Source organism: Acidobacteriota bacterium (assembly GCA_039683095.1).
GTDB lineage: Bacteria > Acidobacteriota > Aminicenantia > Aminicenantales > Saccharicenantaceae > RBG-16-66-30.
The window spans coordinates 345,971-371,606 of record JBDKSB010000001.1 but is presented as its reverse complement, the minus strand read 5'-3'; the positions used below and the strand labels follow the sequence as shown (position 1 = coordinate 371,606).

Sequence of the window (25,636 nt, the reverse complement as noted above, 5' to 3'; positions counted from 1 at the left end):
TAGGCGCGGCCTGCGGGGAAATCAAGGCGGGCCAGCGCCGGGGGGGGCCGGTCCGCGGCGGCGGAGGACATCGGCGCCCGGTTCTGTTATCATGATCGCGGAAGGGGGACCCATGAAGCTTCCCGCGAAATATTCCGACACGGCTTACGCCCTGCTGCGGATCGTGGCCGCCGTCCTGTATTCGTTCCACGGGGCCCAGAAGATCTTCGGCATCCTGGGCGGGACCCGGCCGGCGGCGTTCTCCCAGCTGTGGTTCGCCGGGCTGATCGAGCTCGCCGGCGGATTGGCCATCGCCGTCGGCTTCGGCACCCGGATCGCGGCCTTCATCGCCAGCGGCGAAATGGCCGTGGCTTACATCCAGGTCCACTGGAAGCTTCAGCTGACCGGCCAGGCCTTTCCCCTCGTGAACCACGGGGAGCTGGCGGTGCTCTACTGTTTCCTGTTCCTTTTCGTAGCCGCGCGGGGGACGGTCAAGTGGGGGCTGGCTAAGAAATGACGTTGAAGCGGATGTCCAGGACGGCGCCGGAAAGGCCGACGCTCCCCTTCTTCGACTGATAGTCGACGAAATCGAACCCGTCCGGGCGGCTTGCCGTGATCTTCAGATAAGGATCCAGGTTGGCCCTGAGACGGGCCAGCGCCGCGGCCGCCGCCGCGGCGTCCGGATAGGGTACGATCAGGCGGGTGAACGGCGATCCATCGCGCGTCCGGTACCCGGCCAGGGCGCCGAAGACCCGGCCTCCGAGCGACAGGATATCGCCTTCCCCGAAGGTGAAATAGGGCTGGAGCCCGTACGGCCCGCGGATCAGTCGCTCGGAGCCGGGCAGGCGACCCTCCGCCGGCAGGGCGTCGAACGGCGTCGCGGCCGGCTCGTCCGCCACGCCGGCCAGGAAAGCGTTGGCCAAGGCGGCCGCCTCGGCCCTCGATGCCGGAACGTCGCCGAGGTTGTCGACCTGGACGAAATAACGGCCCTTTAGAATGGTCAGCTGGACCTCTTCGCTGGAATTGCGGGCCGCGACTTCCGGGAAAGGGCTCTCCTTGCCCATCTTCATCAGGTAGATGCCCAGGGCCGACGCGGCGCTCTCCATCTCGTAGGCGTTGAGGGTCAGCTCGGACCGGCCGCGGGCGTACGACTGGAGGCGGAGCCGGACGAAGCCGAACTCGAGGAAGAGCTCGGCCCCGCCGTCGATCTGGTTGAAGAGGTCCTGGCCGGTGAACGCCCGGAGCGGCCCGGACCCGGCCCAGCCGGGCGCGAATCCCGGAGCGGGGATCGGGGCGGACGAGGCGGCCGCCTGGCCGTCCGTCCGCGCCGCGCCCGCGGCGGGGAGGGCCTGGATCCCGTCGCAGAGGAGGGCGAGGACGGCCGCCAGCGCGGCGGCGCGTCCCGCTCTCCACCGCCCCGGCGATCCCTCAGGCCTTGACATGGACGATCTTGGCCGGGTCGGCGACCCCGAGCCCGAGCTTCTCGGCGTAGCGCAGATAGTTCGTGAAGCGCGGGTTCTCGTTGACCGCCACGCCCATCTCCTTGCGCTTGGCCAAGATCCTGCCGTGGCAGACCATGTCCAGGGCGAACGGGTCGGAGGCGAAATAGAGCCGGTTATCGATGTAGGCGAACTTGGCGTTCTTGTCCGGCCCGCCGTCGTACTGGGAGCGCAGGCCGTCGGTGATGTTCAGGACCATCTTGTCGCGCACCGGCCAGAAGGCCGGCACCTCGACGCAGACATCCAGGAAGAGCGGCTGGTGGAGCCGGTTGGTGTTGCAGACCGCGCCGTAGCCGATGTTCTTGGTGGCCATGGAGATGGCATTCCCGGTGTTCTTGAACACGGGCAGGTTGACGATCTTGGTCAGTTTCTTCGTCAGCAGCTTGCCGAAATAGGAGTGCTTGCCGTTGAAGACGTGCTGGTTGAGATAGGGCAGGTCCTTGGGCCCCTCGACGTCGGCCCAGTAGTAGACCGCCTGGTCGAAATTGGGGGCGCTGACATGGCTGCCGTCGGCCTTGAGCCACTTGCTGTTGTCCTGGGTCTTGCCCTCGGCGGCGGCCTCGTCCATCGTCTGCAGGCCCTCGATCCCGACGCCCGGAAAGCGCTCGGCCGTGAAGCCGGCGTCCTTGAGCATGTAGTCGAAGCGGTCCCAGATGATGATGTTCCGGCGCGGCAGGCCGCAGGAGGCGAGCCAGCCGATGACGGCGTCGACGACCTCGAGCCGGGTGCTGATGAGGCCCGGGCCGACGGGGTTGACCTTGAGCCCGACGATGTCGTCCTTGGCGAAGAACTGGCCGAAGCTCTTCTTCAGGCTCTTGCCTGTCAGCCCGCGGATCCCCTTTTCGACCATGGCCCCGACCACGGCCGCATCGACCTTGCCGTCGGGCATGGCCGCCGGGTCATGGACCTCGACGACCCGTCCGGGGAACGGCCCGGGCAGGCTCCACTTGGTCCGGGGGACCTTGAGGGCGTCCTCGATATTGGTCTTGGGTTTCGGCGGCTGCCCGGCCGGCTTGGCCGCGGGCGCCTGGCCCTGGGCCTGCTGGGCGAAGACGAGGCTCCGGCCGGTCATGACCAAGCCGGCGCCGAGCGCCCCGCCGGCCTTCAGCAGGAAATCCCGGCGGCCGACTGCGTTCTCGGGGGGCATCGAGCGGTACGGGGATCGTTTCATGAACCTCTCCTTTGGGCCAGGTCCGAAGACGGTCTTCGGTTCTATTTCAGCAAAAGCTCCACGACCGGGATCTCGACCGGCGGCTTGCGGACCGGGAGCGAGAGCGTCAGGTCCGCGGCCCCGTCCCCGCGCCCGGGGCTCATCCAGAGCTCGGAGGCGTCGTGGAGGAACTGGGCGTATTTCACCTTGCCGGCCATCCCCGGCAGGACGATCCGGTCGAGCGGATAATCGAGCAGGTGGACGTAGAGCCGGTTGGCGGCCGGGTTCCAGGTCAGGAGCGTGTTCGGCGGGGCGACGAACCCGGCCGGGGCCTCTGTGCAGCCGTAGATCGAACGGCCGTTGACCTTCATCCAGTCGCCCATGGCCTTCAGGCTGGCCTGGGCCCGGTCGTCGAACGTTCCCCGGGCCGTGGGCCCGACGTTGAGCAGGAGGTTGCCGCCCTTGCTCACCGATTCGGCCAGGAGTTCGAGGAGCTGGGCCGGGCTTTTCCAGGTGTATTCGTCGCGGTAATAGCCCCAGGACCCCGAGAACGTCTGGCAGGTCTCCCAGGGGACCCGCCGGCCGTTGCGCTCGGGCCACTTGGCCACCTTTTCCTGCTCAGGCGTCGTGAAGTCCCAGCCGCCCTCGACGTCCGCCAGGTCGAGCCGGTCATCGACGATGATGCCGGGCTGGAGCGAGCGGGCCAGCTTGAGCAGGTTCAGGGAATCCCAGTCGTCGCGGCCCTTGCCGTTCTTGCCGGGGAACGAGAAATCGAACCAGATGATGCTGATCTCGCCGTAGTTCGTCAGCAGCTCGCGGACCTGGTTCTTGAGGTATTCGCGGTACCTGGCCATGTCCCGGCCCGCGTTCAGCCTGGCGTAGTCGGCGTCGCTCTCGGCGCGCTGGGGGTGGTTCCGGTCGACGGTGTAGTCGGGGTGGTGCCAGTCGATGAGCGAATAATAGAACCCGACCTTCAGGCCCTCGGCCCGGAAGGCTTCCACGAACTCCTTGACCAGATCCCTGCCGATGGGCGTGTTCGTCGCCTTGTAATCGGTGTATTTCGAATCCCAGAGGCAGAACCCCTCGTGGTGCTTGGCCGTCAGGACGGCGTACTTCATGCCGGCGGCCTTGGCCATCCGGGCCCATTCCCGGGGGTTGTAGAGGTCGGGGTCGAAGATCTCGAAATACTTCTGATACTGCTCGTTGGTCAGCCGCTCATGGTTCTTGACCCACTCGTGGCGGGCCGGCAGGGCGTAGAGCCCCCAGTGGATGAACATCCCGAAGCGGGCCTCGGTCCACCACCGCATCCGCTGGGCTTTCTGGGCCTCGGTCTCCTTCGGCAGCTGAGCCGCGGCGGTCTGGGTGACCGCCGCCAGGACGATGGCCAGGATCAGGATCTTCGCGGCTTTGGCTTTCATGCTTTCCATCCTCATCGGTGATCTGGGGCCGGATCGCCGGGCCCAGGGCTTCGATCGGATCCGCGCCCCATTCTAATCCGGTCGTCCGCCCGGATTCAAGGCATTCCAGGATGGAAGCCGGCCTGGCCTATTTCATCTTTTCGATGGCGGCGATGACGTTGCGGGCCTCCGCCGCGGCCTGGCTCTGCGGGTCCAGGGCCACGAACTTGCGCAGGTATTCGAGCGCCTTGGGATAATCGCCCTTGTTCAGGCAGGCGATGCCCAGCTTGTAGTACGGCTTGGGCCAGTCCTTCTTGATCTCGATGGCCATCAGGTAATACTGGATCGCCTCGTCGGTCTTCTGGTTGGCGAAAAGGATCTCGGCCACGTTATAGGCGACGAGCTCGCTTGTCGGGGACACGGTCAGGGCCTCGCGGAAGCGGGCCATCGCGGCTTCCATGTCGCCGCGCTTGACCGCCGCCTCGCCCAGCCCGGCCAGGGCCTGGACCGCCAAGGCCGGCTCCTTGTCGTATGATCCCGACTTCGCCGCGATCGCGTCCAGCAGGGCCTTCAGCTCCGTCTCGGCCAGGTCGGTCTCCCCGAGCTTGAGAGAGCACATGCCGATCTGCAGCCGGACCTGATAGGCGTCGGGATGGTCCTTCAGGAAACCTTCCAGTAGCTCCCGGGCCTCGGCATATTTCTCCGCCGCCAGGAGCTGGTTGCCGAGGGCCAGGTTGTCTTCGGCCTCCTTGCGGGCATTGTCCGCGGGGGCGGCGGCCGCAAGCTCGGTCAGAACGAAGACCAGCGGCTGGTTCGGCCGGAGCTGGTGCACGTCGACGTCCTGGACGGCGTCCTGGTATCCGCTCTTGCCGACAGTGAAGCGCCAGGGGCCCGTCCCCATCCCGCCGACAACGAAGCCGCCCTTGCCGTCGGTCCTGGCCTCGAGCCTCGTGGTCAGGGCGGTCAGGCTCTGGGCGACGATCAGCGCCCCCGCGACCGGACGATCGTTCCGGTCGACGACCTTGCCCGTGACCCGGCCCCGGCCGAGGTTCTCCTGGCCCGCCAGGACGGCCGGAAGGGCGAGCGCCAGGACGGCCGCGAGGCACCCGGCCGCGCCGAGCCGGAGGACGCGAAGAAGGCGATGTTTCATGGTCATGTCCGTTCCCGTCCCTTCGTCAGGGTCATCTCCATTATGCGCGCTCCCCGGGCGAAAAAGAAGGCTGCTTTGCTCAGGGCAGTGCCTCCAGCTCCCCGGCCCCCCTCTCCAGCAACGGGGATCTTCGAGGGCAACGCCCATCGCAGCCGCGAGAGGGATTCCCGGAGATAGGAGAAGAATAGAAAAGAAGGGGGGGGGCCGGGCCCCTCCCCCGCGACGACATCCGGATCAGAAAGTGACGCGGGCCGAGAACTTGAAGATCCTGAGCCCCGAGACGCTCGTGACCTTCTTGTAGTAGTAGTCGAGCTCGCGGGTCCCGACGGAAGTGTTCTCGTCGACCGGATACCAGACGCCGGCCGGGTTCAAGCCGCTGTAGACGTACTTGTTGCCGAGCAGGTTGAAGACGTCGGCGAAAACGGACACGGTCCCGAACCCGAACTTGAACTGCTTCTCCAGCCTGAAATCGACGTTGTCCCAGGAAGCCTGGCGGTGCGTGCCGTTGGGCGCGAGCTGGACGCCGATATAGTTATACCAGGTCACGCAGTTGTGCGCGGCCAGCCAGTCGTCGGGAACGTAGACGTAGACGTCGAACGACTTGTCCCAGAAGTTTCCGCCGTAGTTGAGCGGGCCGCCCTCGATGTGGCGGTAGATGAACGAGCCGACGAACTCGAGGGGCAGGCGGAACGAGCCGAAGAGCTTGATGGCCATCGGGATATCGTTGATGTCCGCCCCCCAGCCGTTGACGACATAGTTCGGGTCGTAGGGCGTGATGGCCTTCGATTTGGCCAGGGTGATCGAGCCGCCCATGGCCCAGCCGTTGGCGTAGCGTTTGTCGAAGGCCAGCTCGATGCCGTTGTAGCGCCGCTTGGAATAGGGATTGCTGGCCTGCCGCGAAACGACGTTATCCCAGTTGTAATCGTTCGTCGGGACGTAGATCGTGACCGTCGATTCCGGCCAGGCGCCGACCGCCGGCACGGTGGTCGTGAACGGGACCCAGAAGCCGGCCGGAGCGTCCTGCAGCGAGCTCAGGTACCTCTTGGTCGAGATGTCGTACATCGTGTCCCAGTGGTCCCGCCGGCCCAGCTTGTTGACGTACTGCAGCTTGACCGAGAAGTTCTTGACCAGCTCGTGGGACAGGGAAACGACCAGCTCGTTGTTCCAGGGGGCCTTCAGCTGGTACTGCTCGCCCTTGCCGGCGACGAGCCGGCGGAGGGCCGTCAGGTCCTGTTCGACGAACGACCAATAGCCGTCCGTCGGCACGTACGTGTCGACGCCGGGGTCGTCGGGGACGTGGTTGCCGTTGTCGTCCCACCAGTTGTAGGCGTAGTTCTGCTGGATGGAGGCCTGGGCGTTGGAGAACCACATGACGGGCATGGCTTCATAATAGCGGCCCCAGGAGATCTTCAGGGCCGTCTTGCCGTTGCCGAAGAGATCGTAGCTCGCGCCGATGCGGGGCGAGAGGGCCGAGGTCTGCATGGTCTTGCGCATCGGTTCCCAGGTCATCGCCGCGTAGGGGTTCCAGCCGATGGTCTCGGCGACGAATTCGCCCATCTTGTAGGCCAGCCCGTCTGTGGCGGTGCCGGTCGAGCTCGCGCCGCCGAAGCCGCCCCAATAGTAGTCATAGCGGAAGCCGAGGTTGACGGTCAGGCGGTTCTTGACGCTGAAGGAGTCCTGCAGGTAGGCGCCGAAGCGGTTGCCGGGCAGGTCCTTGGTCGAGTCGCCCTCGTTCGGGCCCATGTTGAACAGCTGGATGTAGCCGTCCCCGTAGGTGGCCCGGTCCCGGCCCTGGGCGGCGTAGGCGTAGGGGTTGCCGTTATAGTAATGGATGGTCAGCGGGTTTCCCCGGGCCACGGTCAGGCGGTCGAACGAGTAGACGTACTCGACGCCGGCGCCGAGCTCGTGATTGCCGCCCAGCACGTTGTCCAGGAAGTGGGTCATCCGGATGCTCCCGGTCTCGCCCCGGCGGATGGTGTACTGTTCCTCGCCATCCTTGTCGCCCCAGACGTAACCGGTGTAGTCGTCGATCTTGGTGGCATTCAGCCGGGCATCCGGCTGGGAGGTCAGCGACCAGTCCAGGTTGTTGTAGCCGCCGCGGATGTCGATGTAGGTGCTGGCGCCGAGCATCCAGTTGAGGTTGGCGGTCACGGCCATGCTGTTCGAGCGGGAGCGGGTGGTGGAATCGAAGACCTGGTAATAGCTCGGCCCGTAGAGGTTCCGTGTGTAGCTGCCGTTGAACATGAAGAACAGGCGCATGTCCTTGTTGAGCTGTGTCGTCAGCTTGAGGAACGGCGAGTAGGTCTTGGTCGGGTTGGTGAAGACGTCGTAGAGGGTCCCTTCCAGGGTGACCGGGACGTTGTTCAGCGTGTACTCGTTCTGGCGATAGTCGAGCGTGGTGAAGAACCAGATCCGGTCCTTGATGATCGGGCCGCCCAGGGAGACGGACCCGTCGACGTCGTACTTGGCGAACGACGGCTTGGACCTCCCGAAGGCGTTGAGCTCCTCGTTGGTGAAGAGCATCTGGTTCAGGCCCTTGGCGGTGTAGTAGGTCTGGGCCTGGCCGTGGAAGGTGTTGCCGCCCGATTTGGTGACGACCGAGATGAACGAGCCGCCGGAGGCGCCGACCTGGGCCGGCAGCCCGGCCGTGGCGATCTCGATCTCCTCGATGCTCTCGTACTGCGGGGAGATCTGCATGCCGCCCGTGGTCGGGCTTTCCCCGTTGACGCCGTCGATCTCGTAGGCCGTCGAGCCGGAGTTGGCGCCGTGGATGCTGCCCGAGTAGGCGCCGATCGAGCCGGCGCTGCCGGCGGTGATATTGAAGAGGCCGTTGATGTTGCGGTTGAGGGGCAGGTTCTGGAGCAGCTCGGTGGTGATGACGCTGGTGACCTTGTTCGACTCCACGTCCACCACCGGGGCCGCGCCGGTGACCGTGATCTCCTCGCTCAACGGGCTCGCCTCGGTCTGCAGGTTGACCAGGTAGGTCTGCCCGACCTGGACGATGATGCCGCCCTTTTTCACCGTCTTGAAGCCCGGCAGGCTGGCCGTGATCGTGTAGGTCCCGGGCGGCAGGTTGACCAGCCGGTAGGCGCCGGTCGAGTCCGTGACCGATGCGATCGTGCCCATCAGCCCGGGGCTGGCGGCGGCGACACTCACGCCCGGCAAGGCCGCCCCGCTCATGTCCGTGACGACGCCCTTGATCACGCCCGTCTGCCGGCTCACCTGAGCGGTCAGGAAGGGAGCCAGCAGCAGGCCGAGCAGGAGCACGCCTAAGGATTTCCGTGATCTCATGGCCTCTCCTTTCTGCTGTTGATTTCGGGAAATCTATGTCATCGCGGAAGCGCAGGATAATTCCTGCGTTATCGTACACATTGATAATAAGCGGAATCGACCCGTTGTCAAGCCGTTTTTTCGATTTCCTTGACTTGGATGGGAATGGTCCTTATATCATAGGCAACGCCGCTCGCCAGGGCGCCGAGGAGAACGAGCATCGGAACGATCAAGACCATCGCCCGGCTGGCCGGGGTGTCCATCGGAACGGTCGACCGGGTCCTTCACAAGCGCGGCCGGGTCTCGCCGGCGACGGAGAAGCGCATCCTGCGCATCGTCAAGGACCTCGAGTACAAGCCCAACATCTTCGCCCGGAACCTCAAGCTGGGCAAGGCCTTCGTCTTCGGCGTCCTGATGCCTCGGCCGGCCCAGGACGGCGGCTACTGGACCCTGCCGCTCCGGGGCGTCGCCAGGGCCGAGGCCGAGCTCCGTTCCCAGAACGTCCGCATCCGCCGCTTCTTCTATGACAAGCACTCCGCTTCGTCCTTCGCCCGGGCCCGGCGGCAGGTCCTGGCCGCCGCGCTCGACGGCCTTCTCGTCGCCCCGGTCGCGTCCGAGGCCTTCGAGAAGTTCCTGCGGGCCTGGCCGCACCGTACGCCCTGCGTCTTCTTCGACTCGTTCATCCCCGGCGTCCCCCACCTCTCGTCCATCGGCCAGGATTCCTTCCAGAGCGGCGTTCTCTCGGCCCGGCTCATGAGGCTGCTGGTGACGGCGCCGGGGCATGTCGCCATCATCAAGGTCCTGCCCAAGGATTTCCATATCGACGACCGGGTCAAGGGCTTCCAGTCCTATTGCCGGCGCTGCCCCGGGATCACGAGCGAGGTCTATGAGTTCGACGGCGAGGGGACGCTGGCCGCCAGCGCCCGCACGGTCCGCCGGATCATCGCCAGGCATCCGGACCTCCGCGGCATCTTCGTATCCAACGCCAGCACCCACTATGCCGCGGCTTTCGTCAAGTCCCGCGGCGTGTCGGGGAAGATCCATATCGTCGGCTACGACCTCATCGACGAGAACGTCCGCTGGCTCCGCGAAGGGGTCATCGATTTCCTCATCAGCCAGCAGCCGGAACGCCAGGGGTACGAGGGCGTCTGCACCCTCTACCGCCACGTCGTCCTCAAGGAGCCGGTCCCGAAGAACGTGACGATGCAGATCGACATCGTCACCGCGGAGAACATCGACTTCTACAGGAGCTGACCGCGGCCGGGCCGCCCCGCCGAGGCGCCGGTCCGCGGTTCCTTGACGCGACGCCGGGCCTCCCGTATCATTCCGGGAGGTGGCTCGAACCCGCATGACGATCCGCTTCGACAAGTACCAGGGCGCCGGCAACGATTTCGTCATCGTCGACGGCCGCGACAACGTCCTCGATCCCGGCGACGCGGACCTCGTCCGCCGGCTGTGCGACCGCCGCTTCGGGGTCGGAGCCGACGGGCTGATCCTGATCCTTCCCTCCGACCGGGCCGATTACGAGATGCGCTATTTCAACGCCGACGGCCGGCCCGGGTCGATGTGCGGCAACGGAGGCCGGTGCGCCGCCAGCTTCGCCCTGAGACGGAAGATCGCCGGACCGCGGCAGAGATTCCTGGCCTATGACGGGCTCCACGAGGCGGATGTCGCGGGGGACACGGTCCGGCTCCGGCTCTCCGACGTCCGGGGATGCCGGGCGGTCGAAGGGCACTATTTCCTCGACACCGGGTCCCCCCACCTGGTCATCTTCGCCTCCGGGATCGACGGGATCGACGTCGCCGCCGAAGGCCGGAAATGGCGCTGGTCTCCCCTGTTCGCGCCGGGCGGCACGAACGTCAATTTCGTCGAGACGACGCCCGAGGGCCTTTACATCCGGACGTTCGAGCGGGGAGTGGAAGAGGAGACCTGGGCCTGCGGCACGGGAGTGACCGCCTCGGCCATCGCCTCCGCCCTGAGGGCGCATGCCGCCGGCGGCCCCGTCGACGTCCGGGCCCGGGGCGGACGCCTGAGGGTCGAGTTCGAGATCCGGGGGGACCTGGTCACGAACGTCCGGCTCGCGGGCCCGGCGACCTTCGTCTTCACGGGGTCGATCGAGGCCTAAGGGCCCGGCCGCGGCCCGCTCGAAGGCGCGGGGCGTTCAATCGATCCGAACGATCCGGATGCCGAACACCGTTCCGGTCTCGCGGCCTTCGATCCCTTCGAACCGGACCGTGACCTTCGTCTTGCCGGCGACGGCCTCGGCCGGGATGGGATAGGCGGCGTCGAAGAAGCCCTCTTTCTCCTGCGGGCTGCGCCGGGGGATGCGCTGCTCCCCGACCTTCCGGCCGTCGACCAGGATGGCGAAGGCGCGGTCGGCCGGCTCCTCGCGGCTGCAGGTCACGATCAGGCTCAGCGGCGCCGAGGGATCGACGGCCAGGTCGAACGAGAACCAGTCGGCCGCCCGTCGTCCGTACCGGCCCCGGAGCTGGGCCGGGAAGGTCCTGCCGCCCTGCTGGTTGAAGTCCCGCTCGGACTGCATCTGTCCCGGCTGGGCGAAGGCGACCGTGGTCGCCTCGAGCCGGCGCCGGGCCTCCTCGGCCGCCTTCAGGGACGCCGCCCGTTCCTCCCACTTCCGCGGGGTCAGGATATCCCAGTAGGCCGCGTAGACGCGCCGGTGCAGGCGATAGAACGGGACGAGATCGACGTCCCTGTCGCGGCCGGCGCCGGCGGTCCGGAAGACCCCGGGCCTCCCGGCCACGGGCTTGATCCAGGCGTCGAGGGAGGTTTCGGCGGTCACGAGGACTGGCGTCGCCGGCCACTCGGCGGCCGTGGCCGCCGTCGCGATGGATTCGTCCCGGGGCTGCCGCGCCGGGATCGGCCCGAGGTCGCCGGCCAGGACGAGCGGGCCCCAGAGGATGGCCGCCCGGTCGGGATTGTCCGGGAGGGGCTCCAGCCGGAGGGCCTTGGGCAGGATCAGGGCCACCTTGTCCCCCGTCCGCCATTTTCGGGAGATGCGGACGTAGGACCCGGCCGGGCCGGGATCCTTCACGGCCTCGCCGTTGACCGTGACCGAGAAGCCCGCCCCCGCCCAGTACGGCCGCCGGAGCGCGATCGTGAAGGAGCGCGGCTTCGCCGTCCGGATGGTCAGCTCGGCCTCCTCGCCCTCCGGAAAGGATGTCGCCATGGCCAGCCGGACGCCGGCCGCGCGCCAATCCGCCGTCGAGGGCGCGTAGAGGTTCACCCAGAGCGTGTCCCCCGATCCGTCGTAGATCCCGTAGCCGTGGAGGGCATGGCTCTCCATGCCCGAGCCGACGCAGCAGGTGAAGTCCTCCTGCATGTCCTGGTACTCGCGGACGACGCCCTGGCCCACGGGGACCATGTAACAGGTCGAGCCGTCGGCCGGGTCCATAGAGCCGAGGATATGGTTGAAGAGGGCCCGCTCGTGGAAATCGGCGTAACGGATCTGCGGGTCGAGGGCGAACAGGGCCCGGGACATCTTGATCATGTTGTAGACGTTGCAGGTCTCGGCCGTCCGGCCCTCGATCATGTCGTCGAGCTTGTCCGCTTCGCCGAAGTACTCGTTCCGGCCGTGGCCGCCGGTGGCGAAGCTGTGATGGAGGGCCACGCGGTCCCAGAAGAACCTCGCCGCGGCGCCGTCGGACGGCCGGCCCGTGGCGACGTAGCGGGCCAGCACGCCGAGGAGCTTGGGGACCTGGGTGTTGCCGTGCTTGCCGCGCAGGATGTCCTCGCCCCTGGCCAGGGGCTCGACGATCGCGCGGTGCTCGAACCGGTCGGCGAGGGCGAGCCAGCGCCGGTCGCCCGTGTCGGCACAGAGGTCGACCAGGACCTCGTTCATGCCGCCGAACTCGGTGTTCAGCATCTTCTGGATCTGGGCGTCATCGAGCCCGGACAGGACCCCTTCGGCCCAGGCCGCGAACCGGGTCTCGACCTCCAGGGCCGACCGGCTCCCGGCGAAACGATAGGCGTCCCGCAGGCCGGCGAAGATCTTGTGCTGGACGTACCAGGGCGACCACATGCCGTTGAGGTCGAAGCCGGACGAGCGGATGTCGCCGGCGGCGATCTGGCCGTAGAGGACCTTCCCCGGCGTTCCGGCCCGGTCGGTCTGGGCGCCGATGTAGCCGTCGCCGTTCTTGTCCTGGACGGCCCGCAGCTCGGCTACGAGGGCGTCGGCCCGCTCCTTGAACCGCGGGTCGCCCGTCGCCGCGTACATCAGGCTCACGCCGGAAAGGTAATGGCCGGCGATGTGGCCGGTCAGCTGGCGGTCGTCGCCGTCCCAGCCGCCGTATCCGGGGGCCTTGGGCTCGAGCCCGGCCGCCTTGCGGAGGAAGGCCATCATGCGGTCGGTCGAAAGCGAGAGCAGGTAGGCGGCGTCCAGGTCCTGGGCATGTTTCAAGGGGCCGCCGGTCAGCCGCACGTCGCCGAGCGGCAAGGGACGGGCCTTCGGCGCGACCGCTGGCGCGGCCGGCCCGGACCCGGCCGGGAGAGAGAGAGGCATCAGCCAAAGGGCCGTCAGGCCAACGAAACCGACAAGCCGCCGTCTGTCCATGATCACCTCGCGATGCCGAAAGGGTCGGCCCATTTCGATTATATCGCATCGAAAAAGCGGCGCCGGCGCCGCGGGCCGTCGTTCCGGACGGGGCCGGCCGGGCTCAGGGCTTCACGGCCACGGCCAGCATCTCGAAGTCGTCAGGGGTCAGCCGGTCCGAGCGGCTGAAGCCGCCCAGCCTGGCGCCGAAGATCCCGACCGAGGCGAACCCGGCCTGCTTGAGCAGCCAGGCCAGCTCGGAGGGGACGTACCAGCGCTCGTCGCAGTCGATCTCGATCGGGCAACCGTGGTCGTCGCGGGCCTTGAGCCTGGAATGCATCCGGAAGGTCATCAGGTCGAAGTCGTGGCCCCCGGTCGCGGCCTCGTCTTCGCCCTTGCCCTCGTTCTCGAATTGACCGACCGAACGGTGCAGCGGGAAGAGGCCGTTGAGCGTGGTCATGACCAGCTTGCCGCGCGGGCGCAGCGCCCGGGCCGCGCCGCGCAGGATCTCGAAGTTCATCTCGTCGGTCTCCATGAGCGGGAAGGCGCCCTCGCAGAGCATGACGGCCAGGCCGAACTCGGGGCCGAAGCGGAGGGCCCGGGCGTCGCCGACCCGGAAATCCGGGGCGACCCCGGCGGCCGCGGCCTTGGCCCGGGCCCGGTCGATCTGGGACGGCGACAGGTCGATCCCCGTCACCTTGTAGCCGCGCCGGGCCAGCTCGATCGCGTGCCGGCCCGTGCCGCAGCCGATGTCGAGGATCGGGACCGAGCGGTCGCCGCCGATCTCGGACTCGAGGAAGTCGCACTCGCCGGGGGTGCCGCGGGTGAAAGCCTCCTTGTCGTAGGCTTCCGCGAAATCAGTGAAGAGCGCTTCGTACCACTTCTTGGTCATGCCCGTTCTCCGGTATGCGCCCGGTCCGCCCGGCCCTCGGCCGTCCACTTTTCGGGCAGGGATCGCGGCCGCGGCGCGCGAAGGGAAGATAGCCCGGAGCCGGGCGGGAGTCAAGCGCCCGCTTGCCGTCCTCCGCCTGCGTATGGCCGAACCCGGCGCGAGATCGAGTCCAGGAATCCGATGACGGCCGGATTCACCACCTCGGGATACTCGGCCTGGGGATAGTGGCCGGCCCCGGACACCATCAGGACCCGGCCGTTCAGGCGTCCGGCGACCAGCCCGGCTTCCGCCTCCGGGTCGGGGGAGTCGGCATCCCGGCTGCCCATGATGACGAGCGGTCCACGGCCGGCGACGTTAAAAGCGATCCTCCCGCCGGGCCTGTCGAGATATGCGGTCCTCGGCCTGTCCACGGGCCTAGGCCCCGCCGCCGGGTCGGGGATAGAGGATGCGGATGGTCAGGCAGCGATGGCGACCGTCAGCCGGCATGGCGCCTCCTTCATCTTGCTTTCGGCAAGATATGTGCCAACTGGCACGCCGGGGGCCGGCCCCCCGGCTGCGAGACGGGACGGCTTCCCGCGGCCCCCGCCTGTTCCGCCTGCCGGGATTCCGTCCTCCCCGGGGCTACCCCCGGCTATTTCCACTTCTTCAGGAGGTCGTTCAGGCGCTTGGACAGGCCGTCCAGCTCGAGGCCGCAGCCGTCGAGCCCCTTGAGGCCCGAGCCGAGCTTCTCCAGCGGCCCGGCCGCCCGTTCGTTGATCGCCGCCTTCAGGTCCTTCTCCAATCCCGCCATCTGGTCCCGGACGACGGCGCCGGCCGCGTTCTTGAGGAGGTCGTCGATGTCCGAGCGGACCTTGACCTCGAAGCTGTCGGAGGCGCCCGTGATCTCGGCCGTGAGGCTCAGGTTCGAGACGGACAGGAGGGCGGTCCGGAGCGCCGCATCCACCCGGCCGGCCAGGGCCTGGCGTTCTTCCGTCTTCTCGATCGCCAGGCGGACCCCCCGGAGCCCGGCGGAGATCCTGGCGGAGATTCGCCCCTTCTCCACGGTCGCGCCGGCGTCGAGGTCCACCGATCCTTCGGCCAGCGAGACCGGCAGGGCCCGGCTCGTCGAGAGCTTCAGGCCGCGGGCCTGATAGCCCCGGACGCGGAAGTTCAGGATGTCCTTCCGGGCGTCGGCGCGGGTCCGGTCGAACGCGCCTTCGAGGACCGCCGATTTGAGGCCCTTGAGGTTCTCGCCCGAGAAGCGGAACTTGAGCGGCTGCCCGAGGACGTCCTGGTCGGGCGTCAGGTTCTCGATCCGGCCCCCGAAGTCCCCGGCCGGCAGGCTGATCGAGACGTTGATCAGGCGGGCCAGGAAGTCCGGCAGGGGGCGGTCCTCGCGGAACCGCACGTCCAGCCCTTTCGCCCGGAGCGGCTTGACCGCGTCCCTGCCCTTGACCTTGGTCTTGATCCGGTCGATGAGGGGCGACAGCCGCTCGTTCCACCGGAGCGCGGAAGAGACCTGGCCGGCGATCTTGCCGCCGAACAGGAGCCGGCTGATGTTCGCCAGCCCCGCTTGGCTGAAAGAGTATTTCTCGATCAGCCTCTGGGCGTCGGAGGCGACCAGAGCGGGCGCGTCCGTGACGACCTTCTTGAGGGCGGAGGCGTCGGCCGTGAACTCGTTCTTGGCCGAAGCGATGGTCTTGAGGTCCTCCCGCACCTGCTTCTGGAGGGCGACGACGTCCTTGGCGCCGCCGAGGATGTTGCCGAGTGAGGCCTTGCCCTTCCTCGCCTTGAGCGCCTCGTACATCTTCTGGTACTTGTCCGGGTCGGAGGCCGCCCTGATCTCCCTGATCTTCCCGTCCCACTTGGCCCGGGCCCTCTGGCTGTCTTCGACCGCCCCGGCGATCAGCTTGAGCGACGGCAGGTTGGCCTTCTCCTCTTCGAAGACCTCCTTGACGTTCGGGATGACGAACGAGGGCAGCTCGGCCAGCTGCTGGATCACGCTCGGGCCCTCGGTCTTGGAGACGAACCCCGGCCTCTTGCGCGGCGAGTTCAGCCGGACGCCCTCGACGCGCATCTCGTCGATGATGACCTTGTGGCGGAGGGCGTTCTGGCCGTCCATGTGGAAGGCGATGCGGCCGGCCTCGACGATGTTAGTGGCCGGCGCGGCCGGGTTCGTCACCTGGAGCCCCGATAACGTGATGCCGAGCGGCGAGAGCGAGACGCGGGCCGCGTCGAGATCGACCTCGGCGCCGACGATGGCCGCGCCCGTCTTCTCGATGGCCCGCTCGGTGAAGCCGTTGAGGAAGAGCCGCCAGAAGGCCGCCAGCAGGGCGCAGACGACGAAGAAGATGATGATGCCCTGCCAGCGGACGATCGTCGATCTCTTCCGGGTCTTCCGGTTCTTCCGGCCGTTTTCAGCCGGCGCCGGCTCGGGCGTCCCCGCCGGTCCCTGGAGCTTGGGCTCGCTCGGGGCCGTCATGCCAGGCCTCCCCATTCCTTGAGGCTACGGTATCTCTGGTAGAGGTCGTTGCCCTTGATGAGCTTCATGATCTTCAGCTTCTGAACACGGTCGTAGACGTGCTTGCGGTAGTAGCGGACGCAGGCGTTGAAGAGGAAATAGAGCGGCACGAACAGGACCAGCCCGGAGAAGAGGGCGCCCATGACGACGGAGTTGTTGAACCGCTCGACCCGCCACATGGTGGCGTTGTAGAAGGCCGTCCAGAGCTTCTCCAGGCCGGGAACGGTCAGGAGGGCCAGGCCCAGCTTGTGGAACAGGGGGTCGAGCAGGGCGCCGACGCCCGAGAAGAGGAAGCCGCCGAGAAGGAAGGCGGACAGGTTGATGCGGAAAAAGAGGATGAGGAACAGGATGACGACGTTGTGGACGCTGAACTTCGGCGTGAAGGCGACGATGACCGAGAAGCAGAGCCCGAGCGAGATCTGGGCCGGATGCGTCTCGGAGTTGAGGACCTTGAGGATCTTGATAAGGGCCTGGATCATGGGCGACACCTCCCAGGTTTCCGATCCCCGGCATCATATGCCCGGCTCCGGCCGCGTGTCAACGGCTTATCGCGGCGGCCGCCGGGATCCGGGACGTGCAGCCCTTCCCGCGGAGGCGGGCAGCCGGGTCCCTTGACAAAATTCAATTAACTGCTATGATGGCCGATTACTATGACCGATAGTCATTAATTGTTCATTAGTATAATTTAACCAAATCGCCGCAGAAGGGAATAAGGACCGCATGAGCATCGTCGATCGCCGTGAACGGGACAAGAAGATGCGCCAGGAAAGCATCATCGATGCGGCCGAGAAGCTCTTCTTCGCCAAGGGGTTCGGCGCCACGACCATCGACGAGATCGCCGAGGCCGCGGAACTGAGCAAAGGAAGAGATCTTCTCCCTCAACCTCGATCTGGTCAAGAGCGGCATCGCCGACGGGACATTCAGGGCCGGCGCCGATCCGGTCAAGACGACCCTCATCCTGATGGGCATGATCCTCGGTTTGATCCGCATGGCCTGCGTAGAGGAGCGGTTCCTGTCAGAGGAGTTCGGTCTGACCGGCGAGGACCTGATCAAGGAAGCCTTCGAGTCCTTCGGCCCCCCCCAGGCGGAGGGGCGCCGGCCGGAGGGCCCGCAGGGGGCCTAGGCCCCTCCACCCCGATCCGCCGAGACCGACGGAATCATCACGATCCCTGGAGAACGAACCATGATCGATAGCTTTACAGACCGCCCCGGGACCGCGGGAGATCCCCGCGGCAGAGAAAGGAGTCACCCCATGAGCCGCACGCCTTCGAACCCCAAGCTTCGCCGAATGCCCGCGCTGGCCTTGATCGTCCTGAGCGCCCTGGCCGCCGCCTGCAAGTCCAAACCCATGCCGGCCGCCGGGCCCGCCGAGGTCGCGGTCGTCACGCTCCGGACGGAACGGCTGGCGTTGACCACCGAGCTACCCGGCCGCACGACGGCCTTCCTCGTCGCCGAGATCCGGCCCCAGGTCAACGGCATCCTCCAGAAGCGCCTGTTCACGGAAGGCGCGGACGTCCGGGCCGGCAGCGTCCTCTACCAGATCGACCCCGCCCCCTATCAGGCGGCTTTCGAGCAGGCCAAGGCCGCCCTGGCCGTGGCCGAAGCCAAGATCCCGGCGGCCCGTTCGCGCGCCGACCGGTTCAAGAACCTCGCCGCCATCAACGCCGTCGGCCAGCAGGATTATGACGACGCGGTGTCGGCCCTTCAGACGGCCGAGGCCGGCGCGGAATCCGCCCGGGCGGCCCTGGAGAACGCCCGCATCAATCTCGGCTATACGCCCATCAAGTCGCCCATCTCCGGCCGCATCGGCCGCTCGGCCGTGACGGTCGGCGCCCTAGTCAACGCCTACCAGGGCGCGCCCCTGGCCGTCGTCCAGCAGCTCGATCCCATCTTCGTGGATGTCATCCAGTCCAGCGCCGAGGTCCTCCGCCTGCGTCGGTTCATGGAGAGCGGGGAGCTGAGGCAGGACAAGGAGGCCTGGAGCAGGGTCCGGCTGAAACTCGAGGACGGCACCCCCTACCCGCAGGAAGGCACCCTGCAGTTCCGCGACATCACCGTCGACCCGACCACGGGATCGGTGACCCTGCGGGCCGTCTTCCCCAATCCCGACAAGGTCCTGCTCCCCGGCATGTTCGTGCGGGCCATCGTCGAGGAAGGGGTGAGCGACCAGGCTCTCCTCGTCCCCCAGCAGGGGGTCAGCCGCGACACGAAGGGCAGTCCCTATGCCCTGATCGTCAACGGCGAGGGCAAGGTCGAGCAGCGGCCGCTCGAGATCGAGCGGGCCATCGGCGACCAGTGGCTCGTCGGCAAGGGGCTCGCCGCCGGCGACCGGGTCATCACCGAGGGCCAGCTGAGGGTCCGGCCCGGCGCGGCCGTGCGGATCGCGGCCCCGGCCCCGGCCCCGGCGGCGGCCGGCGCCGCCGCGAAATAACCGGCCGCGGATCCGATTCGACGGAGGCCCGAGATGTTATCGAAATTCTTCCTGAAGCGCCCTGTCTTCGCCTGGGTCATCGCCATCGCCATGATGGCCGCGGGGGCCCTGGCGATCTATATGCTGCCCATAGCCCAATACCCGCCGATCGCCCCGCCGTCCATCGCCATTTCCGCCTATTACCCCGGCGGATCGGCCGAGACGGTCGAGAACAGCGTCACCCAGATCATCGAGCAGAAGATGACCGGCTTCGACAACCTGCTCTACATGTCCGCCACGAGCGACTCGTCGGGCGCATCCCGCCTCGAGATGACCTTCGCCCCGGGCACGGACCCCGACCTGGCCTGGGCCCAGGTCCAGAACAGGCTCCAGATGGCCATGGCCAACCTGCCCTCGGTCATCCAGACCCAGGGCGTGACGGTCACCAAGTCCACCCGCAACTACCTTATGATCATCGGCCTGATCTCGGAAGACGGCAGCATGGACGGCAAGGACCTGATGGACTACGCCAAGTCCAACCTCGAAAAGGTCGTGGCCCGCATCCCCGGCGTCGGCGAGGTGTCCTCTTTCGGCTCCGAGTACGCCATGCGCGTTTGGCTCAACCCGGACAAGCTCACGGATTACCGGCTGACGTTCGCGGAAGTCCTGGCCGCCCTGCGGTCCTACAACGTCGAGGTCTCGGCCGGCCAATTCGGCGGCATGCCGGCTCAGCCCGGCCAGCGCCTGAACGCCTCGATCATCGTCCAGAACATGCTCCAGAAGCCCGACGAGTTCGCCGCCATCCCCCTGCGGACGAACCCGGACGGCTCCGTCGTCCGGATCAGCGACGTCGGCCGGACGGAGATGGGGACCCAGTACTACAACGCCGAGGTCTATTACAACGGCAAGCCCTCGGCCGGCCTGGCCGTCCGGCAGGCCGCCGGGGCCAACGCCATGAAAACGTCCGCGGCCGTCAAGGCCAAGATGGCCGATATGAGCCGGTACTTCCCGGCGGGCATGAAGGTCACCTACAACAACGACACGACGCCCTTCATCCGGGTGTCCATCAACGAGGTCTTCAAGACCCTCCTGGTGGCCGTCCTTCTGGTCTTCCTCATCATGTGGCTCTTCCTGGGCAACTTCCGGGCCACGCTCATCCCGACCATCGCCGTCCCGGTCGTGCTCCTGGGCACGTTCGCGCTGCTGGCGCTTTTCGGCTACACCATCAACATGCTGACGATGTTCGCCATGGTCATGGCCATCGGCCTGCTCGTCGACGACGCCATCGTCGTCGTCGAGAACGTCGAGCGGATCATGTCCGAGGAAGGGCTGTCGCCCCGCGAGGCGACGGCCAAATCGATGGACCAGATCACCAGCGCCCTCATCGGCATCGGCCTCGTGCTCTCTGCGGTCTTCGTGCCCATGGCTTTCTTCGCCGGCTCGACCGGCGTCATCTACCGGCAGTTCTCCGTCACCATCGTCACGGCCATGATGCTCTCGGTCGTCGTGGCCTTGATCCTGACGCCCGTCCTCTGCGCCTCGATCCTCAAGCCGGTCGCCGCCGGCCACGACACCTCGGAGACCACCTTCCGCCTGCTGCGGCCGTTCTTTAGAAAGTTCAACCGCGGCTTCTACCGCCTGCGCGAGTGGTACTCGCGGCTGGTCGGCCGCGCGCTGGCCAAGAAGAAACGGTACATCGCGGTCTTCGTCCTGATCGTCGCCCTCCTGGGCTTCCTGTATCTCCGGCTGCCTACCTCCTACCTGCCCGACGAGGATCAGGGGGCTCTGCTCTGCCAGGTGACCCTGCCGAGAGGCAACACCTTCGAACAGACCAAGGCCGTCATGGCCCAGATCCAGGGCTATTTCGAGCAGAACGAGAAGGACGCCGTCGACTCGTGCATGGGCATCGTCGGCGCCGGGTTCGCCGGCAGCGGCCAGAACGTCGGCATGCTCTTCGTCAAGCTCAAGGACTGGGATCTCCGCCCGACCAAGGACCTCCGGGTCAAGGCCGTGGCGGGGAGGGCCAACCGGGCCCTCTCGCAGATCCGCAACGCTTCCATCTATGTCCTCGCCCCGGCGGCCGTGACCGAGCTGGGCATGACCTCCGGGTTCGACCTGGAGCTGCTCGACATGGGCGGCCTCGGCCACGAGACCCTGACGGCCGCCCGCAACCAGCTTCTCGGCCTGGCGGCCCAGGACCCGCGGCTGACCGGCGTCCGCCCCAACGGGCTGGAGGACGTGCCACAGTACCGGGTCGACGTGGACTGGGACAGGGCCGGCGCGCTCGGCGTGCCCATCGGCTCGATCCACAACACCATCTCGGCCGCCTTCGGCAGCGCCTACGCCAACGACTTCATCCAGGCCGGCCGCATCAAGAGGGTCTTCGTCCAGGCCGACGCGCCCTACCGCATGCTGCCCCAGGACCTGGAACGCCTCTTCGTCCGGAACAACGCCGGGAAGATGGTCCCCCTCTCCGCCTTCGCCACCGGCCGCTGGACCTCCGGCTCGCCGCGGCTCGAACGCTACAACGGCTTCCCGTCCATGAACATCATGGGCCAGCCGGCGCCCGGCGTCAGCTCGGGCGAGGCCATGAAGGCCATGGAAGAGGCCATCGCCAAGCTGCCGGCGGGCATCGGGTATGACTGGACCGGCCTCTCCTACCAGGAACGGCAGTCCAGCTCGCAAACCGGCCTCCTCTATACCTTCGCCATCTTCGTCGTCTTCCTGTGCCTGGCCGCCCTCTATGAAAGCTGGGCCATCCCCATCTCGGTCCTGATGGCCCTGCCCCTCGGCGCGATCGGCGGCGTCATCGCCACGTCCCTTCGCGGCCTGACCAACGGGGTCTATTTCCAGATCGGCCTGCTGACCACCCTCGGGCTGACGGCCAAGAACGCCATCCTCATCGTCCAGTTCTCCAAGGCCCGCGTGGAGGCGGGCATGGACCTCATCCAAGCCACGCTCGAGGCGGCCAAGCTCCGGTTCCGCCCGATCCTCATGACCTCGCTGGCCTTCGGCTTCGGCGTCCTGCCCCTGGCCGTCAGCACGGGCGCCGGGTCGGGGTCGCAGAACGCCATCGGCACCAGCGTCCTCGGCGGCATGGTCACGGCCACCGTGCTGGTGCTCGTCTTTTCGCCCCTGTTCTACGTCCTGATCGAGAAGATCTCCGGGCTCGGCCGGAACCGCGCGCCGCGCGAAGCGAGCTTCGCCGAGCAATCGAAAGAAGAATAAGATGCGCAACAAGACCCTGTCCCTAGCCCTGGCCGTCCTCCTTCTGGGCGGCTGCACCATGATCCCCAAGTACCGCCGTCCCGAGGCGCCGGTCCCGGCCGCCCTGCCGGCCGGCCCGGCCGTTACGGGCGGTTCCCCCGCCGCGCCGGCGGCGCCGGAGCCGGCCTGGCGGGAATTCTTCACCGATCCCGGCCTGCGCGGCGTCATCGAGCTGGCCCTGGCCAACAACCGCGACCTGCGGATCGCGGCCCTCAACGTCGAAAAGATGCAGGCCGTCTACCGGATCCAGCGATCCAGCCTGTATCCGAGCGCCGCGGCGGCCGCCGGCGCCGACAACTACAGGATCCCGCGGCAGATGTCGTCAACCGGCAACGCCTATACGGTCGAGCAGTACAGCGTCATGGGCACGGCGTCGTGGGAGCTGGACCTCTTCGGCCGCCTTCGCAGCCTGAAGGCCAGGGCCCTGAACCAGTACCTGGCCACGGTCGAGGGGCGGAAGTCGGCCCAGATCTCCCTGGTGGCCGCCGTCGCCGGCTCCTACCTGTCCCTGGCGGCCGACCGTGAATCGCTCGATCTGGCCAAGGCGACCCTCGAAGCCCAGAAAGCTTCTTATGAGCTGATCCTGAAAAGCCGGGACGCCGGAGTCGCCTCGGACCTGACCCTGCGCCAGTCCCAGAGCCAGGTGGAAGCGGCCCGCGTCGACGTCGCCCGCTACACCGGGCTCGTGGCCGCGGACACGAACGCCCTGAACCTACTGGCCGGGAGAGAGGTCCCGGCCGGCCTTCTGCCGGGCGGGCTGGCCGCGGTCGCCGAGCTGAAGGACATCTCCGCCGGCCTGGATTCCGGCATCCTCCTCGAGCGGCCCGACATCCTGGCGGCCGAATACCAGCTCAAGAGCCTGAACGCCAACATCGGCGCCGCCCGGGCGGCCTTCTTCCCGCGCATCTCGCTGACCGCCGCGGCCGGCACCCTGGCGCCCGCCCTGGCCGGGCTGTTCGAGTCCGGGACGGGCTACTGGAGCTACGCGCCGCAGATCGTCCAGCCTCTCTTCGCCGGGGGCTCCCTGGTCGCCAACCTCAAGGCGGCCAAGGTCGACCGCGACATCGCCGTGGCCCAGTACGAGAAGGCCATCCAGACGGCTTTCCGCGAGGTCAGCGACGCCCTGGCCCTTCGCTCGACCCTCGTCGAGCAGCTGGACGCCCAGCGATCCCTGGCCGAGGCCCTGGGCGAGAGCTACCGTCTCTCCGAGGCCCGCTACAAGGAAGGCATCGACAGCTATCTCGGCGTCCTGGTGGCCCAGCGGTCCTTCTACGACGCCCAGCGGGGGCTTGTCGCGACCAAGCTGGCCCGCCGGGTCAACCAGGTCGCCCTCTACAAGGTCCTGGGCGGAGGTTTGTGACCCCTCGCGGCCCGGGCCCCGCGGCCCGGCCGGGAGGTCCGGGCCGTCAGCTTGTCGGCCGGCCCTTTGTCGTCGCCGTCGATGGCGCCGGTGAGGGTCGATCCCGCAAGCGTCAGGTCGATCGAGCTCGAGCTGTCGCAGATGATGATCTTGCCGGCCATCGTTTCGTTCGTCGCCCTGAACGTCACCGTGCCGCCGAGGGTCCCCCAGTCGCTGTTGACGTCATCGATATACTGGGAGGCCGTGGAGGCCTGGCCGGCCACGAGCAGCATGTCCAAGCTGTTGACGGGCGCCGCGCCGCTCAGGGTGATGACGGCCGCCCTATCGCAGACGAAGAAGAGGGGCCCGCCGGCGAAGCCGTTCGTCAACGGCGCCGCGGAGATATGATCTCATCATCTCGCCCCCTCTCCTCGGGTCGAGATCAGAAGAACGTTCCGCCTATCCGGGTGACCCCCGACGACGCCGTGAACGCTGTTCCGGCCGTTCCGCCGGAATAGCCGAGATTCCCGAGATAAAGGCCTCCGAAGACGTTGTCCCCCGTGGCGGTCCCGCCCGTGTAGACGGTGTACGCTGTTCCGACCGAGATCAGCGGGGAGGATATGATCATCGTCTCAAAGGACCTGGGCACGAAGAAGGCGAAGGCCACCGTCCCGGCATCGGCCTTGAGGGCCATGGTCCTTTCGGCCGTCAGCCGGCCGGTGACGACGGCGTTCTGGGTGCAGGCCGACGCGGTCGGCTCGCTGGTGTTGGCGGCGATCCCGACCAAGATCCCCCCGGTGATGGCGAAGGGATGCCCGGGCTCGCTGTCGAACGAGCCTTCCACGGCGCCGGACTGGCCTATAGCCACGACGACGCCTCCGGAGATCTTGGTCGAACCGTTGGAATCCGACGCGTCGCCGGACTGGCTCTTCAGATAGACGTATCCGCCGCCGATCGTGATCGAATCTCCCGCGTTGAGCCCGTCCTCGGTCGCGTTGACGACGATGTACCCGCTGTTGATGACCAGGTCCGATTTCGCCTCGATCCCTTCGGGGCTCAGGGTCAGGCCGTCGCCGTTGATGTCGTCGGGCTCCGGGGTCCCCGTCGTTGTGACGTCGATGACGCCGTTATTGATGATGACGTCGGGGTCGGGGTTGTCCGACGGGTCCCCGGGCGTCACCGTCTCGTCTTCGTCGATATCCCAGCCGGCCGTGATGGCTTTGCCGACGGACGTGACGTTGATGCGCCCGCCGTTGACGACTATGTACCCTTTCCCCGCGCCGGCCGCGCCTTCCAGGCCCTCGACCCTGATCCCCTTGCTCTCATCGCCCAGCGTTTCCCCGCGGGCGTTGACCGTCAGATCCCCGTCGTCGAAGATGAAGCCATTCACCGTTTGGACGGCGTTCTTGGCATTGACCGTGACGTTGAGCGTTCCGCCGCAGATCCGGATATAGTCCTTGCTGTAAATGCCGTGCTTGTAGTTCCCTGTCACGGTCGTCGTTCCGTCGCCGCTGAAGATCATGGCCCCCTTGCCGTACAGGGCGCCCTTCTTATCCATGGTGCCGGAAGTCGCCTGGTCTGTCAGCGTGTTGGCCGTCCCGGCCGGGGAGACGATGAAGACCTTCTTCGACGATTCCAGGTCGAGCGCCGGCCCCTGGGCGGCATCTATCGCGACGCCGTCGAGACAGAGCTGGTACTGGCTGGAGCTGTTGACGACGAGCGTCCCGCTCAATGACCCCGCCAGGTTGTATCTGACGCCGGCGGCCGTGGAAGTGATAGTCACGCCGTAAGCCGTCTGCGCAACGGAGACCCCGGCGAGGGGCGTTACGCCCTCCGGCGTGATGGTCTGGGTCGCCGGGTCGGCGGGATCGGCGGGCAACTTGGCGGTATTGGCGGTGAAATCTATGTCGACGGCATTGTCGAAAGCGTTGTTGGCGACGATATCCGCCGGATCATGGTGATGGGGCGGAGGGTCCGCCTCGGCCGCGACGGAAACCGCGAAAGGCGCGGCATCGATCGTTGTCGCCGGTTCGGCGCTCGTCCCTCCGGGATCCGGGTCGTTGGCCGATCCTCCGCCGCTGCAGGACAGGCAAAGCAGGCACGAAACCGCGGCCAGAGCGAGCGTCCGTTTCATGGTTCTCTTCTCCGTTGGGGGGCTCTCTACATCCGATTTGACACCGGCGGAGCCGAGGTTATTCCAAGGCGTCCCCGGCCCGGAACCCGCGGATCCCGGG

At 67.2% G+C, this 25,636-nt stretch carries 20 protein-coding genes; 7 read left to right on the top strand and 13 right to left on the bottom strand.

The window, feature by feature from the left end; translation table 11 throughout:
- Positions 1-112 precede the first annotated feature (112 nt).
- Positions 113-496, top strand: a complete 384-nt coding sequence (locus tag ABFD52_01700) for a DoxX family protein (protein MEN6559473.1) — start codon at positions 113-115, stop codon at positions 494-496.
- Here the strand turns inward: ABFD52_01700 and ABFD52_01695 are convergent.
- The 5 genes from ABFD52_01695 to ABFD52_01675 all read right to left on the bottom strand — a co-directional run bounded on the left by ABFD52_01695 (position 486) and on the right by ABFD52_01675 (position 8,466).
- Positions 486-1,421, bottom strand: coding sequence for a DUF6599 family protein (locus tag ABFD52_01695; protein ID MEN6559472.1), 936 nt, complete (start codon positions 1,419-1,421; stop codon positions 486-488). The genes ABFD52_01700 and ABFD52_01695 overlap by 11 nt on opposite strands.
- On the bottom strand, positions 1,408-2,649 hold the full coding sequence (locus tag ABFD52_01690; protein ID MEN6559471.1) for a DUF362 domain-containing protein: 1,242 nt from the start codon (positions 2,647-2,649) through the stop codon (positions 1,408-1,410). The genes ABFD52_01695 and ABFD52_01690 overlap by 14 nt, the downstream gene beginning before the upstream one ends.
- Before the next feature lie 41 nt (positions 2,650-2,690).
- The gene (locus tag ABFD52_01685; protein MEN6559470.1) at positions 2,691-4,046 is read right to left on the bottom strand and encodes an alpha-L-fucosidase; all 1,356 of its coding nucleotides are present in this window, start codon (positions 4,044-4,046) and stop codon (positions 2,691-2,693) included.
- A 127-nt stretch (positions 4,047-4,173) separates the two neighbouring features.
- Positions 4,174-5,175 carry a tetratricopeptide repeat protein gene (locus ABFD52_01680; protein MEN6559469.1) on the bottom strand — a complete coding sequence of 334 codons (1,002 nt, stop codon included), beginning with the start codon at positions 5,173-5,175 and terminating at the stop codon, positions 4,174-4,176.
- A gap of 234 nt (positions 5,176-5,409) precedes the next feature.
- The gene (locus ABFD52_01675) at positions 5,410-8,466 is read right to left on the bottom strand and encodes a TonB-dependent receptor (protein MEN6559468.1); all 3,057 of its coding nucleotides are present in this window, start codon (positions 8,464-8,466) and stop codon (positions 5,410-5,412) included.
- 198 nt (positions 8,467-8,664) lie between these two features.
- Between ABFD52_01675 and ABFD52_01670 the strand changes: the two genes are divergently transcribed.
- On the top strand, positions 8,665-9,699 hold the full coding sequence (locus tag ABFD52_01670) for a substrate-binding domain-containing protein (GenBank protein MEN6559467.1): 1,035 nt from the start codon (positions 8,665-8,667) through the stop codon (positions 9,697-9,699).
- A 94-nt stretch (positions 9,700-9,793) separates the two neighbouring features.
- Complete coding sequence (dapF, locus tag ABFD52_01665) at positions 9,794-10,570, top strand: diaminopimelate epimerase (GenBank protein ID MEN6559466.1); 777 nt, start codon at positions 9,794-9,796, stop codon at positions 10,568-10,570.
- 36 nt (positions 10,571-10,606) lie between these two features.
- Here the strand turns inward: dapF and ABFD52_01660 are convergent, their stop codons facing one another.
- The 6 genes from ABFD52_01660 to ABFD52_01635 all read right to left on the bottom strand — a co-directional run bounded on the left by ABFD52_01660 (position 10,607) and on the right by ABFD52_01635 (position 17,331).
- The gene (locus tag ABFD52_01660) at positions 10,607-13,015 is read right to left on the bottom strand and encodes a beta-L-arabinofuranosidase domain-containing protein (GenBank protein ID MEN6559465.1); all 2,409 of its coding nucleotides are present in this window, start codon (positions 13,013-13,015) and stop codon (positions 10,607-10,609) included.
- A 103-nt stretch (positions 13,016-13,118) separates the two neighbouring features.
- Positions 13,119-13,886, bottom strand: a complete 768-nt coding sequence (locus ABFD52_01655; protein ID MEN6559464.1) for a methyltransferase domain-containing protein — start codon at positions 13,884-13,886, stop codon at positions 13,119-13,121.
- Positions 13,887-13,996: 110 nt separating this feature from the next.
- Positions 13,997-14,296 carry an alpha/beta hydrolase gene (locus ABFD52_01650; GenBank protein ID MEN6559463.1) on the bottom strand — a complete coding sequence of 100 codons (300 nt, stop codon included), beginning with the start codon at positions 14,294-14,296 and terminating at the stop codon, positions 13,997-13,999.
- 221 nt (positions 14,297-14,517) lie between these two features.
- A complete protein-coding gene (locus tag ABFD52_01645) occupies positions 14,518-16,347 on the bottom strand; it encodes a TIGR03545 family protein (GenBank protein ID MEN6559462.1) in 1,830 nt (609 codons plus the stop codon).
- A complete protein-coding gene (locus ABFD52_01640; protein MEN6559461.1) occupies positions 16,344-16,865 on the bottom strand; it encodes a TIGR03546 family protein in 522 nt (173 codons plus the stop codon). The genes ABFD52_01645 and ABFD52_01640 overlap by 4 nt, the downstream gene beginning before the upstream one ends.
- 196 nt (positions 16,866-17,061) lie before the next feature.
- Positions 17,062-17,331 carry a hypothetical protein gene (locus tag ABFD52_01635; GenBank protein MEN6559460.1) on the bottom strand — a complete coding sequence of 90 codons (270 nt, stop codon included), beginning with the start codon at positions 17,329-17,331 and terminating at the stop codon, positions 17,062-17,064.
- A 16-nt stretch (positions 17,332-17,347) separates the two neighbouring features.
- Between ABFD52_01635 and ABFD52_01630 the strand changes: the two genes are divergently transcribed.
- The 4 genes from ABFD52_01630 to ABFD52_01615 all read left to right on the top strand — a co-directional run bounded on the left by ABFD52_01630 (position 17,348) and on the right by ABFD52_01615 (position 23,423).
- On the top strand, positions 17,348-17,509 hold the full coding sequence (locus ABFD52_01630; GenBank protein ID MEN6559459.1) for a hypothetical protein: 162 nt from the start codon (positions 17,348-17,350) through the stop codon (positions 17,507-17,509).
- A gap of 129 nt (positions 17,510-17,638) precedes the next feature.
- On the top strand, positions 17,639-18,817 hold the full coding sequence (locus tag ABFD52_01625) for an efflux RND transporter periplasmic adaptor subunit (GenBank protein MEN6559458.1): 1,179 nt from the start codon (positions 17,639-17,641) through the stop codon (positions 18,815-18,817).
- Between the two features lie 33 nt (positions 18,818-18,850).
- Complete coding sequence (locus ABFD52_01620) at positions 18,851-22,024, top strand: efflux RND transporter permease subunit (protein ID MEN6559457.1); 3,174 nt, start codon at positions 18,851-18,853, stop codon at positions 22,022-22,024.
- Position 22,025: 1 nt separating this feature from the next.
- The gene (locus ABFD52_01615; GenBank protein MEN6559456.1) at positions 22,026-23,423 is read left to right on the top strand and encodes an efflux transporter outer membrane subunit; all 1,398 of its coding nucleotides are present in this window, start codon (positions 22,026-22,028) and stop codon (positions 23,421-23,423) included.
- Here the strand turns inward: ABFD52_01615 and ABFD52_01610 are convergent.
- Positions 23,396-23,791, bottom strand: coding sequence for a hypothetical protein (locus ABFD52_01610; protein ID MEN6559455.1), 396 nt, complete (start codon positions 23,789-23,791; stop codon positions 23,396-23,398). The two genes, ABFD52_01615 and ABFD52_01610, sit on opposite strands and share 28 nt — an antisense overlap.
- 53 nt (positions 23,792-23,844) lie before the next feature.
- Positions 23,845-25,536 (bottom strand): carbohydrate-binding domain-containing protein, encoded by a 1,692-nt coding sequence (locus ABFD52_01605; protein ID MEN6559454.1) that lies wholly within the window; start codon positions 25,534-25,536, stop codon positions 23,845-23,847.
- Between the last annotated feature and the right edge of the window lie 100 nt (positions 25,537-25,636).